13 protein-coding genes and 1 other RNA gene are annotated in these 17066 nt (G+C 59.6%); 5 read left to right on the top strand and 9 right to left on the bottom strand.

Annotated elements, in window-relative coordinates; translation table 11 throughout:
* Nucleotides 1-99: 99 nt before the first annotated feature.
* Nucleotides 100-461, bottom strand: an RNA gene (gene rnpB, locus GXM19_RS01555) — RNase P RNA component class A.
* A 327-nt stretch (nt 462-788) separates the two neighbouring features.
* A complete protein-coding gene (gene rpsA, locus GXM19_RS01550; RefSeq protein ID WP_022095232.1) occupies nt 789-1955 on the bottom strand; it encodes a 30S ribosomal protein S1 in 1167 nt (388 codons plus the stop codon).
* A gap of 315 nt (nt 1956-2270) precedes the next feature.
* Here rpsA and GXM19_RS01545 point away from each other — a divergent pair, with 315 nt between their 5' ends.
* Nucleotides 2271-3029: an HAD family hydrolase gene (locus tag GXM19_RS01545; RefSeq protein ID WP_040358251.1), complete on the top strand. Its 759-nt coding sequence runs from the start codon at nt 2271-2273 to the stop codon at nt 3027-3029.
* Between the two features lie 189 nt (nt 3030-3218).
* Here the strand turns inward: GXM19_RS01545 and GXM19_RS01540 are convergent, their stop codons facing one another.
* Nucleotides 3219-4538 carry an L-cysteine desulfidase family protein gene (locus GXM19_RS01540; protein ID WP_006234150.1) on the bottom strand — a complete coding sequence of 440 codons (1320 nt, stop codon included), beginning with the start codon at nt 4536-4538 and terminating at the stop codon, nt 3219-3221.
* 271 nt (nt 4539-4809) lie between these two features.
* Between GXM19_RS01540 and rpiB the strand changes: the two genes are divergently transcribed.
* Nucleotides 4810-5277 carry a ribose 5-phosphate isomerase B gene (gene rpiB, locus GXM19_RS01535; RefSeq protein ID WP_006234151.1) on the top strand — a complete coding sequence of 156 codons (468 nt, stop codon included), beginning with the start codon at nt 4810-4812 and terminating at the stop codon, nt 5275-5277.
* A gap of 151 nt (nt 5278-5428) precedes the next feature.
* Here rpiB and ndk read toward each other — a convergent pair whose 3' ends face one another.
* From ndk to GXM19_RS01515, 4 genes are all read right to left on the bottom strand, one after another.
* Complete coding sequence (gene ndk / locus GXM19_RS01530; protein ID WP_006234152.1) at nt 5429-5833, bottom strand: nucleoside-diphosphate kinase; 405 nt, start codon at nt 5831-5833, stop codon at nt 5429-5431.
* Nucleotides 5834-6218: 385 nt separating this feature from the next.
* A complete protein-coding gene (gene argH, locus GXM19_RS01525) occupies nt 6219-7649 on the bottom strand; it encodes an argininosuccinate lyase (RefSeq protein ID WP_040358254.1) in 1431 nt (476 codons plus the stop codon).
* 118 nt (nt 7650-7767) lie between these two features.
* Nucleotides 7768-7938: a hypothetical protein gene (locus GXM19_RS01520; protein WP_006234155.1), complete on the bottom strand. Its 171-nt coding sequence runs from the start codon at nt 7936-7938 to the stop codon at nt 7768-7770.
* Nucleotides 7939-8171: 233 nt separating this feature from the next.
* Nucleotides 8172-9398, bottom strand: coding sequence for an argininosuccinate synthase (locus GXM19_RS01515; RefSeq protein WP_006234157.1), 1227 nt, complete (start codon nt 9396-9398; stop codon nt 8172-8174).
* A 554-nt stretch (nt 9399-9952) separates the two neighbouring features.
* On the opposite strand from GXM19_RS01515, the gene GXM19_RS01510 reads away from it, so the two are divergent.
* Nucleotides 9953-10780 carry a Cof-type HAD-IIB family hydrolase gene (locus GXM19_RS01510; protein WP_006234158.1) on the top strand — a complete coding sequence of 276 codons (828 nt, stop codon included), beginning with the start codon at nt 9953-9955 and terminating at the stop codon, nt 10778-10780.
* Nucleotides 10781-11053: 273 nt separating this feature from the next.
* On the opposite strand, the gene polA is transcribed toward GXM19_RS01510, so the two are convergent.
* Nucleotides 11054-13804, bottom strand: a complete 2751-nt coding sequence (gene polA / locus GXM19_RS01505) for a DNA polymerase I (protein ID WP_006234159.1) — start codon at nt 13802-13804, stop codon at nt 11054-11056.
* Nucleotides 13805-13970: 166 nt separating this feature from the next.
* On the opposite strand from polA, the gene GXM19_RS01500 reads away from it, so the two are divergent.
* A complete protein-coding gene (locus GXM19_RS01500) occupies nt 13971-15368 on the top strand; it encodes an aminopeptidase (protein ID WP_006234161.1) in 1398 nt (465 codons plus the stop codon).
* Between the two features lie 100 nt (nt 15369-15468).
* On the top strand, nt 15469-16278 hold the full coding sequence (locus GXM19_RS01495; RefSeq protein WP_006234162.1) for a YaaA family protein: 810 nt from the start codon (nt 15469-15471) through the stop codon (nt 16276-16278).
* Nucleotides 16279-16412: 134 nt separating this feature from the next.
* On the opposite strand, the gene GXM19_RS01490 is transcribed toward GXM19_RS01495, so the two are convergent.
* Nucleotides 16413-16934: a hypothetical protein gene (locus GXM19_RS01490; RefSeq protein ID WP_006234163.1), complete on the bottom strand. Its 522-nt coding sequence runs from the start codon at nt 16932-16934 to the stop codon at nt 16413-16415.
* Nucleotides 16935-17066: the final 132 nt, after the last annotated feature.

Here is a 17066-nt window from a genome sequence, read left to right as displayed (position 1 = left end):
GAGCAAGGTGCCTTGAAAGACGAGGGCATTGACCTTATGGTCATGCCCGAAGGCTTGAAAGGCAGATTGCCGCGCTGACGGGTTCGCAGCGTCAACAAAGTGCTGAGTGGGCCTATAAGCCGGGTTCTGTCGTGAACGGTCATTTATCTTGTCTGCACGTTACCGTGCAGCTCCACGCACGCTACCCGAACGCGGACCGGGCCGGCCCATAGCGTTCCTATTCGCGCTTGCTCCGGATGGGGCTTGCCAAGCCGCCGTGTTGCCACGACGCTGGTGGTCTCTTACACCACCGTTTCAGCTTTTCCCTTTACGCCTTGCGGCGCAGGTGGGAGTCTTCTTTTCTGCGGCGCTTTCCGTCGGATCACTCCGCCCGGCCGTTAGCCGGCATCCCGCCCTCTGGAGCCCGGACTTTCCTCACGCGTACTGCAAACAGCACATCGCGCGACCGTCTGGTCCACTCAGCAGTGCAAGAGTGTAGCACACCGTTGCCGCAGGCAATGGCACAACACAAGCGTTCGACACGATAAACCAAGAACCACGCCATGCAGTACAATAGGGTTGTCGATGGGCAATGTCGTCAGTCGAGACGCGACCGCGCTCCGCACCCCTCCGTCTACTCGGTGCGTTCCCGCCTCCTCCCCGAGGCGGGATGTCGGCATTTTTTCATTCACCGACAACCCAATAGCCTGTGGACAGCCCGGGTAGCATCGCGTGCATCAGCAGCGAAAGCAAAAAGGGACCCGTCCATTGCGGACGGATCCCTTAAAACAAGTGATCGTCAAACCGATTTACTCGGCGTCGGTCTCCTCGTCCTTCTTCTCGGAAGGAAGCGGGGTAACCTCGATCTCGACGCCCAGAGTCTCAGCAGCGGACTTCATGGACAGAGAGATACGACGACGGTCGAGGTCGATCTCCATGACCTTGACCTGAACCTTGTCGCCCACGTGGGTGACCTGAGAAGGCTGGTCGACGTGCTTGTTGGCCATCTCGGAGATGTGCACCAGGCCCTCGATGCCCTCGCCCAGGTCGACGAAAGCGCCAAACGGGACAAGCTTGGTCACAGTGCCCTCGACGATAGCGCCGACGGGGTACTTCTTGACCAGTGCGCGCCACGGATCCTCGGTGGTCTGCTTGAGACCCAGGGAGATGCGCTCGCGGTTGAGATCGACGTCGAGAACCTCGACCTCGACCTCCTGGCCGACCTTGACAACCTCGGAAGGATGGTTGACGTGGTTCCAGGAGAGCTCGGAGATGTGGATGAGGCCGTCGATACCGCCGAGGTCGACGAAGGCGCCGAAGTCGACGATGGAGGAAACGGTGCCCTGGAGACGCATACCAGACTTGAGCTTGGACAGGATCTCGGAGCGCTCGGCCTTACGGGACTCCTCGAGCACGACGCGACGGGAGAGGACGACGTTGTTGCGGTTACGGTCCATCTCGATGACGCGGGCCTCGATGCGGGTGCCCATGTAAGAGGTGAGGTCCTTGACGCGACGGAGGTCGACGAGGGAAGCAGGCAGGAAGCCACGCAGGCCGATGTCGAGGATCAGGCCGCCCTTGACAACCTCGATAACCTCGCCCTCGACGTTCTCGCCGGAGTTGAACTTCTCCTCGATGCGGTTCCAAGCACGCTCGTACTCGGCACGCTTCTTGGACAGGACCAGACGACCGTCCTTGTCCTCCTTCTGGAGAACCAGAGCCTCGATGGGATCACCGAGTGCAACGATGTCTGCAGGGTTAGCGTCCTTGCGGATGGACAGCTCGCGGACCGGGATAACGCCCTCGGACTTGAATCCGATGTCAACGAGCACCTCGTCATGCTCGATCTTAACGACAGTGCCGTTAACGAGATCGCCCTCATCAAAGTCGGTAATCGTACCGTCGATGAGGTTGTTCATCTCCTCCTCGTTGACATCGTCAAGAGAGAAAATGGACGAGTTCTGAATCTCACTCAAAGGTGGACCCCTTTCGAACTACGGGGCCCCGATTGCTAGGACCTACAGAAGGGTGCGACAAGCACACAACGTTTAGGAACACTCGGGAGCCGACAGATACTAATGTGACGCTTATGCAATCACGTTCGTATAGGTTACGGGGAAATGAGTTCGATTTCAAGCGTGAACTGCGATTTTTTACTCGTGTGGAGACTTTTTCGTAATCTTATGAACACACGTCTCCGCAACTTGACGATAACCAGCCAGGCATTCGGCTTTGGGGTAAAGTATCCGGAGCCAACGATTCTAGATCGATTTTTCGAGAAAGGTGCCCGCGTGCTCAAAGCAGTCGTTTTCGATATGGACGAGACGCTTCTCAGCATCAACCTCAACGCGTTCATCCTTCGCTATTTTAAGGATGTCTCTTCGATGCTCGCGGATATCGGGCGCCGCAGCCGCGGTGGCACGATGGCACGCCTCGGCACCATCCTAGTCGACCTCAACGCCAATCGCCGCAGCGGCACGGACAACCGCACCAATCTTGAGTTTTACCAAGAAGAGGTCGAGCGCCGATGCGGGATCCGCCTCTCCGATCCCCTCATCTACGAGGCGTTTACCTACTATGACCGCGAAGTTCTTCCGTACAAGAACGACGATGTCATTAACGCCCACGCCATGCCGGGCGCACACGCCGCGCTCCAGGCCGTACAGGACGCAGGGCTGCGTTGCGCGCTCTTTACCAACCCCAGCTTTCCCCAAGGGGCCATCGAGTGCCGCATGGGCTGGGGCGACCTGGCCGACGCCCCCTTTGAGCTCGTCACGCACATGGGAAACACCACCCGCTGCAAGCCCGATGCCACCTACTATCTAGAGCAGCTTCAGGTGATGGGACTCGAGCCACACGAGGTCCTTATGGTGGGCAACGATCCCAAACGCGACTTCCCGTCCCCCGATTGCGGCATCCAAACCGCCTTTGTGGGCCAAGGCAAGCCCAGCCAAGCCACCTGGCGCGGAACCATGGAAGACTTCGCCCGCGAATTCAACGCCGTAGTAGAAGCCTTCTACGAACACCAAGTAGCCGACGAACTGTCGTAGGACCCCTCGCTCCAAACCAAATATCGCCGCAGGTTGAGCACAAGTCAGCGAAAATGCCCCTAAGCGAGCAATGTGCCTTGAAAGAGGAGGGCATAGGCCTTCTGGCCATGCCCGACGATTGAAAGGCAGATTGCCGCTTGGGGGCGTTTGCAGCGTCGACTGGTTACGCGGTTTGGTAAAACCGCGTAACTAGCACACCTGGGTTTTGCCGATCATGATGTTGAGGATCTCGACGTCGGTGTCCTTCATGCCTACGCGGCCTACGTAGCCCATACTGGCGATTGTCTGCTCAACGGTATCTTGGATCAGGCCCTCGCCGGCGCGGAAGCCGCGACCCTGCATGGCCATATCATGGCCCAGAATCGCCGCATCGACGGCAGCCGAGATCTTGGCGGCACAGCTCGCTTTGGCGCCGTCGCACACGATGCCGCCCACGTTACCGAGCGTGTTCGAGACCGTCGCGCCAATCTGCTCGCGCGTGCCACCGCACAGCCAGGTAATCGCGGCGCCGGCGCCGCACGCGGCGCAAATAGCACCGCAAAACGCCGAGAGCGCACCAATATAGCTCTTGATATGCACGGCGATAAGATCGGACAGCATCACGGCGCGCACCAGGCGCTCGTGGTCGCAACGCAGGTACTCGGCATACTCCATGACGGGCAATGCGCAGGTAATGCCCTGATTGCCCGAGCCGCACACAATGGCGACCGGCAGCGCGCAGCCGTTCATGCGGGCGTCGGACCCGGCGGCCGCACGGGCACGGGCACGGCAGGCGACGTCATCGGCACGAGCACCCAGCAGCGTACGACCCACCTCGGCGCCCCAAGCGTGCGCAAGGCCCTCGGCACTGATTGCGCCATTCAGCTCAATCTGACGCTCAACGGCAGCACGGGCGTCCTCAATGTCACCGTCCTCGATAAAGTCGATGATGGTCTCGATCGACATGGGCGTGTCGGCGTTATCTGCCGCCCGCTCGGCCACGACGCGCTCGGCGCAGGCGGCACACTCCCCCGCCGACTTGCCGCACACCGGAATACCGTCGAGGGTATGGCACGTGACATTGGTGTGGTGGTCGGTAATCTCGACGACCGCGGTATGGCCCCCGGCCGTGGCAGTCACCTTGATGTAGAGGTTGGGCACACCCTCGACAAGCGATACATCGCAGTAGTCGGCGTCGGCGAGGAGCTCGGCCACGCGAGCACGGTCTTCATCGTTAACGCTCTCGAGCACCTCGAGCGCGCTTTTGGCGTCGCCGCCCACGGCACCCAGCACGGCCGCGGCTTCAATACCGTGCATACCGCCCGAGTTGGGCACGGTCACGCTCTTAACGTTCTTGATGATGTTGCCCGAGCAGGCAACATCCATATGATCGGGCTCGTAACCGAGCGTCTGGCTCGCCAGCGCTGCTGCATAGGCAACGGCAATGGGCTCGGTGCAGCCGAGTGCACAGACAAGCTCGCGGTTCAAAACATCGCAAAACGCGGCATCACGAAGGGAATCGGTAGGCATAGGTATCTCCTGCTTGCATAACGGGCTGGGCTCTCAAAAATAGTTAGCTCCTTTATTTGATAACAATGCATCAAAAACTGCAACCATGGTTCCGGCGGACGGCGCTCAAGCACAAACTGACAGCATTCATTCATGAGAAGCCGGTCTTGTTGCATGCTAAAGCGTTTGACCAAAAAACGCCCGAGCGTTTACGCAAAAGTCGCGCTATCATGCAGTCGAACGCGGTAAAACCTTTAGCATTTGCGCCGCACAGACCAGAGAGGAACCACTCATGAAGATTGGTATCGGCAACGACCACGCCGCCGTCGAGCTCAAGAACATCATCTCCGAGCACCTGAAGGAGCGCGGCTGCGAGGTCGTGAACTTTGGCACCGACACCTCCGAGAGCTTTGACTACCCCATCGCCGGCTACAAGGTGGGTAAGGCCGTTGCCAACGGCGACGTCGACCTGGGCATCCTCATCTGTGGCACCGGTGTCGGGATTAGCCTGGCTGCCAACAAGGTCGAGGGCGTACGCGCCGTCGTGTGCTCCGAGCCCTTCAGCGCCAAGCTCTCCCGCATGCACAACAACACCAACGTGCTCGCCTTTGGTGCCCGTGTCGTGGGCTCCGAGCTCGCTAAGATGATCGTCGACGAGTGGCTCGACGCCGAGTTTGAGGGCGGCCGTCACGAGCGTCGCGTTAACCTCCTCAACGAGATCGATCACACGCGCGGCCTCAAGGTCGTCGACGAGGCCTAAACCACTCAGTGCCACAAGCTAACAGCAGGGGCCCGCTCGGAACTCATGACCGAGCGGGCCCCTTCATAGATTTTGGAATAAAAGGGCGCCGCGGATGGAGTTCCGCGGCGCCCAAGCCACACGCTAACAGCTTTAAGGAGTCAAAGCTGGTTTAGCCAAAGAAGCGCTTGATCTCAATCTCGGCGTTCTCCAGGCAGTCGGAGCCGTGGATCACGTTGGCGTTGACATCGACGGCAAAGTCGCCGCGGATGGTACCAGGAGCAGCGTCAAGCGGATTAGTAGCGCCCATGAGGGTGCGCATCTTAGCAACAGCGGAGAGACCGGAAACGACCATCTTGACGACCGGACCGCTCGTCATAAAGTCGCAGAGACCGCCAAAGAAGGGCTTGTCGGCCAGATGGGCGTAGTGCTCCTCGACGGTAGCGCGCTCGAGCGTGGTCATCTCCATGCGCTCGATGACAAGGCCGCTGCGCTCAATGCGAGCAACGATCTCGCCGATCTTGCGGTCGCGCACGGCGTCGGGCTTAATCATGATGAAGGTCTTCTCGATAGCCATAAAAGTAGCCTTTCAAGTAGGTTCGCGCGTGCCCAAGTCCCATTCCGGCACCCGCCTGGACTGCATCGTAACAGAGTTTTAGCTGCAGTTAAACAAAAAGCTGTTTATTGAAACGTTGCAATTTATTAAAGCGCTCCATATGTGTCACTTCTGTTTCGAAGCCCGATTAGAGTACCATCCGACCGCCCATCAACCGCGCCGAACAGAGCAGGCGGTCGGTTGCCGCCCGCGAACGTATCCCCTTCACAACCTGCCCAAAGGTCCTACAGAAGTTCTCGACAAGCCCCTCCCCCATAGCAACAAAATACGGGCTCCCACATCAGCAGGCGCCCGTAAAGCGAAAACGATTTATCAATAAATGGACAATACGTCTTCAGCCAAACCTCTACTTTGCCCCGTGACCCATCTCGACGACCTTGGTTAGCGATCCAAACACACCTTCGTCGACCACGAGCTGCGCCTCGGCACGCTGCAGCTGCACGGCAACGGCGGCAGGGGCGGTGCCGCCCTCGGTCGTGCGCGCGGCGACAATCGACGGGATGTCGAGCGCCTCGGTAATGTCGTGCTCAAAGAGCGGGCTTGCCTCCTGGAACACCTCAAACGGCAGGTCCTCAAGATTGCAGCCGCGCTTCTCACACATCAGAACCAGATGCCCCACCACGGCATGTGCCTCGCGGAACGGCAGGCCACGCTTGGCCAGGTAATCGGCAACATCGGTAGCGGCAAGGTGCCCCACGCCGCACTCGCGCGCCATGGCATCCTCGTTGACGGTCCAAGTCGAAATCATTCCGGCCATAACCGACAGGCACTGCATGAGCGTATGGGCGGTATCGAGCGCGCCCTCCTTGTCCTCCTGCAAGTCCTTGTTATAAGCAAGCGGCAGGCCCTTCATGGTCACGAGCAGCTGCACCAGGTTGCCATAGACACGGCCGCTCTTGCCGCGAATAAGCTCGGCAAAGTCGGGATTCTTCTTCTGCGGCATGATGGACGAGCCGGTGGAGTAGGAGTCTGAAAGCGTGATAAAGCCAAATTCGGAGCTCGACCACAGCACGATCTCCTCGGAAAGACGCGACAGGTGCATGGCCATGACGGAGCCAGCGTAATGCAGATCGAGCAGGAAATCACGGTCGGAAACAGCATCGAGTGAGTTAGGAATCACGCCCGCAAAGCCAAGTTCGGCAGCCGTCATCTGGCGATCGAGCGGATAGCTCGTACCGGCAAGCGCGGCAGCACCCAGCGGGCAGTTGTCGGCGGCATCAAAGGCGGCCTTCAAGCGTGTAAAGTCGCGCGCGAACATCCAGGAATACGCCAGCAGATGATGCGAGAGCAGCACGGGCTGAGCGTGCTGCATATGCGTGTAACCCGGCAGAATCACCTTGTCGTACTTCTTAGCCGCATCCACCAGCACATGGCGCAGCTCAAGATTGGCCTCCATGAGCTCCTTGGCCAGCGCCTTGACGCCCAGGCGCGTGTCGGTCGCCACCTGGTCGTTGCGCGAACGTCCGGTATGCAAGCGCTTACCGGCCTCGCCGATGCGACGCGTCAGCTCGCTCTCGATGGACATATGAATGTCTTCGTCGTTGATGTCGAAGGTGAAGTTGCCGGCATCGATATCCTGTTCGATTCCGGTCAGGCCCTTGGCAATCGCCTGCTCGTCCTCGGCACTGATGATGCCCTGGGCCGCCAGCATCTTGGCATGTGCCTTAGAGCCTGCGATATCCTGCTTATAGAGATGTTTGTCGACCGGCAGCGACGCGCCAAACTCCTGCGTGACCTCGGCCACGCCTGCCTCAAAACGACCGCCCCAAAGAGCCATGGAACCGTCCCCTTTCTCCAAATACCAAAACAAGCGCCCAAAGCAATGCGCCATATCGCTAAAGCGATTTTTCAACCGCTAGTTTTACACATTCCCCACCGTGTGCGGAGCCATGTAGCTAATTTGCAAAGAAGTGACGCGCCATGCACTTGGCGCCCAACGTCTCCCTCCGGATGTTGCCCTGCGAACCATCGATCCAGGCCTTCAGGCTCACAGGGACGTCCTCGACCCTTGCAGCATCGAACTCGGGCGCGAGGGCAAGTAAAGCATGCGCGATAGCATTGAACATAATGGATACTCCTCATATATATAGGCGCAGAGCCGCCAAATTGATAGAAGGAGCCCCGCCGGACAACCCCGGCGGGGCTCGGACTCAGCCACAGTCGCGGCATCATATATGCGGGCGGAACGTAGGGGCCACCGATGTTAAGAAGTGTCAGCAAGCATAACGAAAGGTAGGGACCCCGTGCGCCCGTTATGTATCACGCGGATGGGCCGCGCGGATACCAAGGGAAGGAGGCGCTAGGCCTGGGCGGCAGCAGAGCTGGGGCCCTGGACCTTTGCCCACGTCTTGAGTGACAGCGTATCGATCTCGATAAAGCCGGCACTGGCCTTCTCGTCAAACGTAGTGTCGCGGTCGTAGGTAGCCAGACCGTAGTCATACAGGCTAAACGGGCTCTTGCGGCCGACGACATGGCAGTTGCCCTTAAAGAACTTCAGACGGACGGTGCCGGTCACGAACTTCTGGGTGTCGGCCATAAAGGCGTCGAGCGCGTTTTTGAGCGGGCTGTACCACTGGCCGTTGTACACGGCGGTGGCCCAATCCTGCTCGAGCTTGATCTTGGTCTTGAGCAGGTCGCCCTCGACGCAGATGTCCTCGAGCGCCTTGTGGGCGGTGATGAGCGTCAGGGCGCCGGGAACCTCATAGCACTCGCGGCTCTTGAGGCCCACCAGACGATCCTCGACCAGGTCAAGACGGCCAAAGCCGTTGTCGCCCGAAATCTTGTTGAGGGCGATGACGATCTCGGAGAGCTTCATCTTCTTGCCGTCGACGGCGACAGGCTTGCCGGCCTCAAACTCGATCTCGGTATAGGTCGGGGCGTCAGGCGTGTCCTCGGGGTTCTTGGTCATAACCCAAGCGTCATCGAGCGGCTCGTTCCAAGGGTCCTCCAGGTGACCGCACTCGATGGCGCGACCCCACAGGTTGTCGTCGATGGAGTAGGGGTTATCGTTGGCACCCTCGGGAACCGGCACGTTGTGGGCGTGGGCATAGGCGACCTCGTCGGGACGGCACTTCAGATCCCACTCGCGCACCGGGGCGATAACCTTGAGCTCAGGGTCGAGGGCCTTGACGGCAGCCTCAAAACGAACCTGGTCGTTACCCTTGCCGGTGCAGCCGTGGGCGACGTAGGTCGCGCCAAACTCGTGGGCGACCTCGACGAGCTTCTTGGCAAGCAGCGGGCGAGACAGGGCGGAGAGCAGCGGATACTTGTTCTCGTACATGGAGTTTGCTGCGATGGCCTTGGTCAGGAACTCATCGGAGAACTCGTCGCGCAGGTCGAGCACCTGGCAATCGAGAACGCCCAGGTCGAGCGCCTTCTGCTTCTTGGCATCCAGTCCGATCTCTTCCTGGCCCACGTTGCCGCAGACGCAAACGACATCGAGATTCTTCTCGTCCTGGAGCCACTTGACACATACGGATGTATCAAGACCACCGGAATATGCGAGAACGACTTTTTCCTTGCTCATGGCTGTTTCCTTTCGCCCTTGGTAGCTAGTTAGAACATCGGTCAGTTGCAAGTCATTTCAAGGTCATATACCGTGCAATATCAGGTTAAATAGCAAAAATCAGCACATACATGCCCTAGAAACATGCAGCAATGTCGTGCTAAAACCCAACGACCTCAAAATGACTCTGTTGAGGCAATTCGCCCCATGCGGACAGAGACGATTGTTATCGTCGTCGGGAAATTGCGCGCTGGCGTCGGATGGCATTGTCTGCAGTGGTGATGATCTTTACGAACTGCATCTGCCTCTCCTTTCACGTATCGCCGGGCGCAATTCAAATATCGTAAACGGTACCTTTTACTCGGTAAGCGGTTGTTTTTCCGTCTCCGTTTTCGATGGTCGCTATATTACGCTAAAGTGCCCGCAGCACAAGCGACAAATTCAAATTTCTGAAAAGTTTTTTCATTACTTTGTGAAGCGTGGTGCAAATACGCACCATTCCTGCGAAAATACGCTCGACTACTAGTTGATGGTTATAACGTCTGAAACAATCTCGAAACGAAAGGCGCATTTTTATGCAAACTTACGAATCGGACGCCAACATCGGCAACATTAAGATTCTCGCCGTCGATATGGACAAGACGCTGCTGACCGACGAGCGTGTGCTACCCCAGGGTCTTGATGAGCGCCTGGACAAGCTCGCCGACGCCGGCATCGTATTCTGCCCCGCCAGCGGACGTCCCGCCCCCAAGCTCGAGGAGATGTTCGAGGGCATCAAGAACCGCCTCGCCTTTTGTCCCGACAACGGAGCTTGCGTGATCTATCGCGGCAGCTATATCTATAAGAGCAATATTGACGTGGAGCTGTATCAGCAGGTCTTGAACCGTGCCTCGGAGGATCCTCGCGCTGTCCCCGTCCTGTGCTGCTTCGACGAGTTCTACGTGCTTGCCCGCGACCATCAATACCACGACGAGATCAGCGTCTACTACAACACAATCAACTACGTCGACAGCTTTGAGGGCATTGATTTCGAGTCCAACAAGATTTCGGTCTTCTTCCCCGGCTACGACGCCGAGCCCGCATTCCGCGAGACTTATAGCCCCGAGTTCTCGGACAAGCTTTACGTCACCAACGCCGGGCGCGAGTGGATCGACTTTATGAACCTGGGCGTCGACAAGGGCGCCGGCGTCGCGCACCTGTGCGAGCACCTGGGCATCGATATTGCCGATGCTGCCGCCGTGGGCGATACGTACAACGACATCCCCATGCTGGAGCGCGTCGGTCACAGCTTTATCGTGGACAATGCCGAAGAGCACATGAACGTGCACGCCAAGTGGCGCATTCCGAGCAACAACGACGGGGGCGTACTGACGCTCATCGACGCCATCTTGGCGGCTCGTTAATCTATCCCGTCGCCATGCCCGGGGCCGACCGCTTGATTTTTGCTCGGTCAAGTCCTGGGCTCGCACGAAGAGCACATTTAGTGCTCTTCGGCTCGTGCGGAATCTACAAAAATCAAGCGGTCGGCCCCGGGCATGGCCATGTTGACTTTGCTTGCCGCCAAGATGGCCTCTTGAGTGTCTAGATACTTGGCTGAATTTATTTGAACAGAGGGGAGCCCCTTTTTGGAAGGGGCTCCCCTCTGTTTTGGTTACTTTGGGGTTGTGGGCACTTCCCTATTTGGCGTCGGCCCAGGTTATGCCGGTGCTGGCTTCGGCGATTAGGGGGACGCGGAGGTCTACTACGTGTTCCATGACGTCGCGGACCATGGCGGTGAGGCGCTCGACTTCGTCGACGGGGCACTCAAAGTCCAGTTCGTCGTGTACCTGCAAGATCATGTGGGCGGCAAAGCCTTCTTCTTCCAGGCGACGACTTACGCGGGCCATGGCGATCTTGATGATGTCTGCTGCGGTGCCCTGCATGGGATGGTTCATGGCCGTGCGCTCGCCAAAGCCGCGGAGTTGCGGGTTTTTGGCCTTGAGCTCCGGAATATGACGACGGCGGCCGTACATGGTCTCGGCGTAGCCCGTCTGCTTGGCGCGTGCCACCACGTTGTCGAGGAACGTGCGCACGCCCGGGTAGGCCTCGTAGTAGCGGTCGATCATGTCGCGTGCCTCGGCCATCGAGATATGCAGCGACTGCGACAGGCCGTAGGCCTGCTGGCCATACACGATGCCAAAGTTCACGGCCTTGGCGCGACTGCGCAGGTCGGGCGTTACCTCGGACACCGGCACACCGAACACGCGCGCCGCCGTCTCGGCATGGAAGTCCTCGCCCTCGTTAAAGGCGCGCACCAAGTGCTCGTCACCCGAGAGATGCGCCAGCAGACGCAGCTCGATCTGCGAGTAGTCCACCGCCAAAAAGACGCTTCCCTCGCCTGCCGAAAACGCCGTCTTAACGGTACGACCCAGCTCCGAGCGCGTCGGGATGTTCTGCAGGTTCGGGTCGCTCGAGGACAGACGCCCCGTTGCCGTGATGGTCTGGTTGTACGTAGTGTGTACGCGACCGTCACCACGGCGTAGCGGGCCCAGGGTGTCCAGATAGGTGGACTTGATCTTAGACTTCTCACGCCAGTCCAAGATCAGACGCACGATTTCGTGGTCACGCGCAAGGTCGCTCAGCACCTTGGCGTTGGTCGAATAATAGCCGCGCTTAGTCTTCTTGAGGCCCTTGGTCGGAAGCCCCATCACATCAAAGAGCACATGCGACAGCTGCATGGGACTGCCAATATTAAAGGTCTCGTCACCCGCCAGGTCGCGAATACTGCGCTCAACCTCGGTAATCTGGGTCGCCAGACCCTCGGACAGACTGTGCAGACGGTCGGGGTCCACGAGCATGCCCGCGCGCTCCATCTTGGCAAGTACCGGAACGAGCGGCATCTCGATGCCATCGAACACGTTGGCGGCATTCTCACGGGCCATGCACTCGCGCAACGGTGCCACGAGCGCCAGCGTCAGAGCCGCAGTACGGGCGGCAGGCGCCGGAGCGTCCTCACCAGCACCCTCTGCGCCGCACGCCGCAGGCAGCGCCATCTGCAGATACGTATCGGCAAGATATGCCTCATCGAACTCGGAGCGATCGGAATCCAGCAGATAGGCAGCGACCACGGTATCGAAGATACGCGTGGAATCGGTAGCGAGCGGATCCATGAGCTCGAGTTCAGAAGAATCGATGGGCGAAAGCTCGTGCAACAACGCCTTCATATCCGGGCTCGCCACGCGGCCCTCCACAAACAGGCGCGCAAGCACGCCGGCAATCACGCCGTGGGCGAAGTTGAAGCCATCGACTACGGCAGTGGTACCGCCGTCGCCCTCCTCGAGCGCGAACAGGCCCTTGGACGTCGCCAACCACAGCGTGCGCGTCAGTCCAAAGAGCGCGCCCTCTTCCTTGTCGTCGTCCACCACGGCGGCGACCCACTCGCCGGCATCAATCGCGCGGGAGACCTCAGCCGCAACGGCACCAAGCGCGTCGGCATCGCCGGCGGCTGCGCGAACCATCGCAGGTATCTCAAACACACTGGAGGCAGCAGCAGCCCCGCCCTCGCCGCCGATCAGCGCCAAGAAACGGTTCTGCATGGCGGTGATACCAAGCGTGCCCAGCGCCGCGGACACTTCGTCGGCAGAAAACGCCGGGAAGGACGTTTCGTCAAAGTCGAGCTCGACGGGCGCATCGGTGCGAATGGTTGCGACCTTGCGGCTCAGCAGCGCATCGTCGATGTGCGCACGCAGGTTCTCGCCCATCTTGCCCTTGACCTCGTCGGCATGCGCGATGACCTCGTCCAAGCTGCCGTACTGTGCGATGAGCGCGCTCGCCTTTTTGGGCCCAATGCCCGGTACGCCGGGAATGTTGTCCGACGTATCGCCCTTTAGACCGTAAAAATCGGGCACGAGCGCCGGCGTAATGCCGTGATACAGGTCGTCCACGCTCTCGGGCGTCATAATCGCCACGTCGGACAGGCCCTTGCGGGTCGAGACCACGTTGACGTGCTCGGTCACGAGTTGATACATGTCGCGGTCGCCGGTCACCAGTAGCATGTCGCAGCCGGCCTCTTCACCCAGGCGCGCCATGGTTCCCAGGATGTCATCGCCTTCCCAGCCCTCGGACTGCAGAATCGGCACGTTGAGCGCGGCGAGCAGCTCCTTAATCATAGGGAACTGCGCATGCAGATCGGGGTCCATGGGCGGGCGTTGCGCCTTATACTGCGGCAGCATCTCCATGCGCACGCGCGGTTTGCCCTTGTCAAACGCCACGACGACGCCGTCGGGGTTAAAGGCATCAATCATCTTGAGAAACATGTTCAGAAAGCCAAAGATCGCGTTGGTGGGGCGACCGTCCGGCGCGTTCATGGTCGGCGGCACGGCGTGGAAGGCGCGATGCATGAGCGAGTTGCCGTCGATAACGGCAAAGGTGCGGCGCTTGTCAGACATATTGAATACCTCGCTTTGGGCTGGGCACGGTTTGCTCACTCCAGTTTACACGCTCCCCGCCCCGCGGCCACCTCACATCAAGCTCCCCCGCCACCGTGAGCCCGCGCGTGATACGATGGCTCACGGTACATCAACCAGCACGATCGATCCGAAAGGAGCCTGCGTCATGGAGCGTCCCTGCGCATGGAAAAAGTACACGCCACAGCAAGTCGAGGAGCTCGAGGAGCTTTGCCGCGGCTATAAGCAGTTTTTGAGCGAGAACAAGACCGAGCGCCTGTGCGTCAAGACCGGCATCAAGATGGCCGAGGAGGCGGGATACGTCGACCTGGAGACCGTGATCGCCGAAGGCCGCGAGCTCAAGGCAGGCGACAAGGTGTACGCCGCCAATCACGGCAAGGACCTCATGCTCGTCAACCTGGGCACCGCCCCGCTCGGGCAGGGCTTTAACATCCTGGGCGCCCACGTGGACTCGCCGCGCCTAGACCTTAAGCAGAACCCCGCCTTCGAGGCCGGCGACATGGCCTACCTCGACACGCACTACTACGGTGGCGTCAAGAGCTACCACTGGGTGGCCTCCCCGCTCGCACTCGTGGGCGTCATCTGCAAAAAGGACGGTACCACCGTCGACATCAATATCGGCGACAAGGCGGACGACCCGGTCTTTACCATCTCCGACCTGCTGATCCACCTCTCGAGCGAGCAGATGTCCAAGCCTGCCAAGGACGCCGTCGATGCCGAGATTCTCGACGTGATCGTGGGCGGCCGCCCCGTCAAGTTTGACGAGGACGACAAGGACGCCCCCAAGGAGCCCGTCAAGCAGATGTTCCTGGATATCCTCAAGGAGCAGTACGACGTCGAGGAGGAGGACTTCCTCTCCGCCGAGATCGAGGTCGTGCCCGCCGGCCCCGCCCGCGACATGGGCCTCGACCGCTCCATGATTCTGGGCTATGGCCATGACGACCGCGTCTGTGCCTACCCCTCCATGCTCGCCCAGATCAACGTCACCAACGTGGAGCGCACGAGCATCACGCTCATCGTCGACAAGGAGGAGATCGGTTCCGTGGGTGCCACCGGCATGACGAGTCGCTTCTTCGAGAACACCGTCGCCGAGATCATGATGCTCGCCGGCGAGGACAGCCCGCTGGCTCTGCGCCGCGCGCTCGCCCGCAGCCGTATGCTCTCCTCCGACGTGTCCGCCGGCTTCGACCCGGGCTATGCCGGCAAGTTCGAGACCAAGAACGCCGCCTTCATGGGTCGCGGCCTGTGCTTTAACAAGTACACGGGCAGCCGCGGCAAGGGCGGCTCTAACGACGCCGACGCCGAGTATGTGGCCCTCGTCCGCGACATCATGGACGAGGCCGGCGTGGACTTCCAGACCTGCGAGCTCGGCCGCGTCAACGCTGGTGGCGGCGGCACCATCGCCTACATCATGGCCAAGTACGGCATGAACGTCATCGACTCCGGCGTTGCCGTCCTGTCCATGCACGCCCTGTGGGAGGTCGCCAACAAGGCCGACATCTACGAGGCATATCGCGGTTACAAGGCCTTCATCGAGCGAGCCTAACCAACCCTTCATCAGTTGCGGTGAAATACGGACTAAACTGGCCCATAAACGGCCAAAACAGACCGTATTCCACCGCAACTTTTTTGGCAGAGGAGAGTCCATGCTGCAGGTCATCATTTCGCCCGCCAAGCAGATGCGCGCGGCCCAAGATGCTTTTGAAGTCCTGGGCATCCCACCCTTTGTGCGCGAGACGGCTCGCCTCCACCGCGCACTGCTAGATATCGAGCGGAATGAAGGCAGCGGCGGCCTGCAGGCGCTGTGGAACGTGAGTGACAAACTGCTGGGACCTTGCCTCAACACACTGCATGAGTTCGGGCCCATCCTGAAAAGCGGCGATCTCGACAATCCCGCACTCGCCCGTCACCTCTCCCCTGCCGTCATGTCCTATCACGGCATTCAATACCAGAGCATGGCACCCGAGGTGATGGATTCCACGCAGCTCGCATGGCTGCAAGACCATCTGTGGATCCTCTCCGGCCTCTACGGGTGCGTTCGTCCCTTTCATGCCGTCGAACCGTATCGGCTGGAGATGGGCGCGAAGCTCGCCGTTGACGATGCCCGAGACCTCTACGCGTTTTGGAGCGACAAGCTCGCGCGGGCTATCGCCCCGGCAGGCTCAAACACCACGATCGTCAACCTCGCCAGCGTAGAGTATGCCAAAGCCGTTCTGCCCCACCTCGCGAACGACGCCACGGTCGTCACATGCCTCTTTGGCGAGGGTATCCGCAACGGGAAGCCCATCCAACGGTCGACCGCCAGCAAAAAGGCGCGCGGCTCCATGGTGCGGTGGATGGCAGAAAACAAGCTCGAGGATGCAAGCGAACTTACCGCATTCAACATCGGCTATCGGCACATCCCCGAGCTCTCATACCTAGGCACCCTCATGTTCATCAACGAACAGATGCTCTAGAGCCGGCACCCAACACTGACCCGCTCAGCCTTCTCTATATAACTTGCGGTGGAATAATTCCTATTTGAGCCTTTTTCGCACAATCAGGAACTATTCCACCGCAACTTTTATGAATTGGCTGCTAGGCTCGACACCTATTCTGCTAGACCGTCGGCCTTTGCAATCCCGTTTGTCGAACCGTCCTGATAGACAATCTTGACGTGCTCGACCTCGGACACCGCAACACCCGACGGGGGCTCCAGGCGCCATTCCGTCAGCGCGATATCCATCGTCGTGGGCACATCCCCTTGATCTTTGAGCTTCACCGTCAACGTTTTGAACGTCGCATCATACGTCACGCGTTCGATTTCCTCACCAGGAATAGACCCACCACTCAGCTGCAACTGCACAAACTCATCGCACGGGTACCAATAATCGCCCGGAACGGCGAGCGTATTGGCATTACCGCCAGTACTCCTCACCGTCATAATCGGTAGGCTATCATCAGCCTCGAACTCCCATGCAGCGCCGCCGCGACCACCAAACGTCCAGATACAAAAGGCAATCACCAGCACGGCAAGCACCGCAAAACCGATCGCGACAAGGCCATGGTGCGCACGGCTTTCCTCGGCCGATACGTCCCATTGCGTCTCTCGATATAGATGCTTGTCTTCCATGTTCGCCTCCCCACAGGCACGCTCGTTGGCCCAATCGTACCCATTCAGGCTATACTTGAGCCCATTACATAAACGGGGAGCTTGCAGGACAAGACGGCAGGCTGAGACTGGGCGCGCCCGCCCTGACCCGCA

Source organism: Collinsella aerofaciens ATCC 25986 (assembly GCF_010509075.1).
Classification (GTDB): Bacteria; Actinomycetota; Coriobacteriia; order Coriobacteriales; family Coriobacteriaceae; genus Collinsella; species Collinsella aerofaciens.
This window is presented reverse-complemented; position numbering and strand designations above follow the sequence as displayed.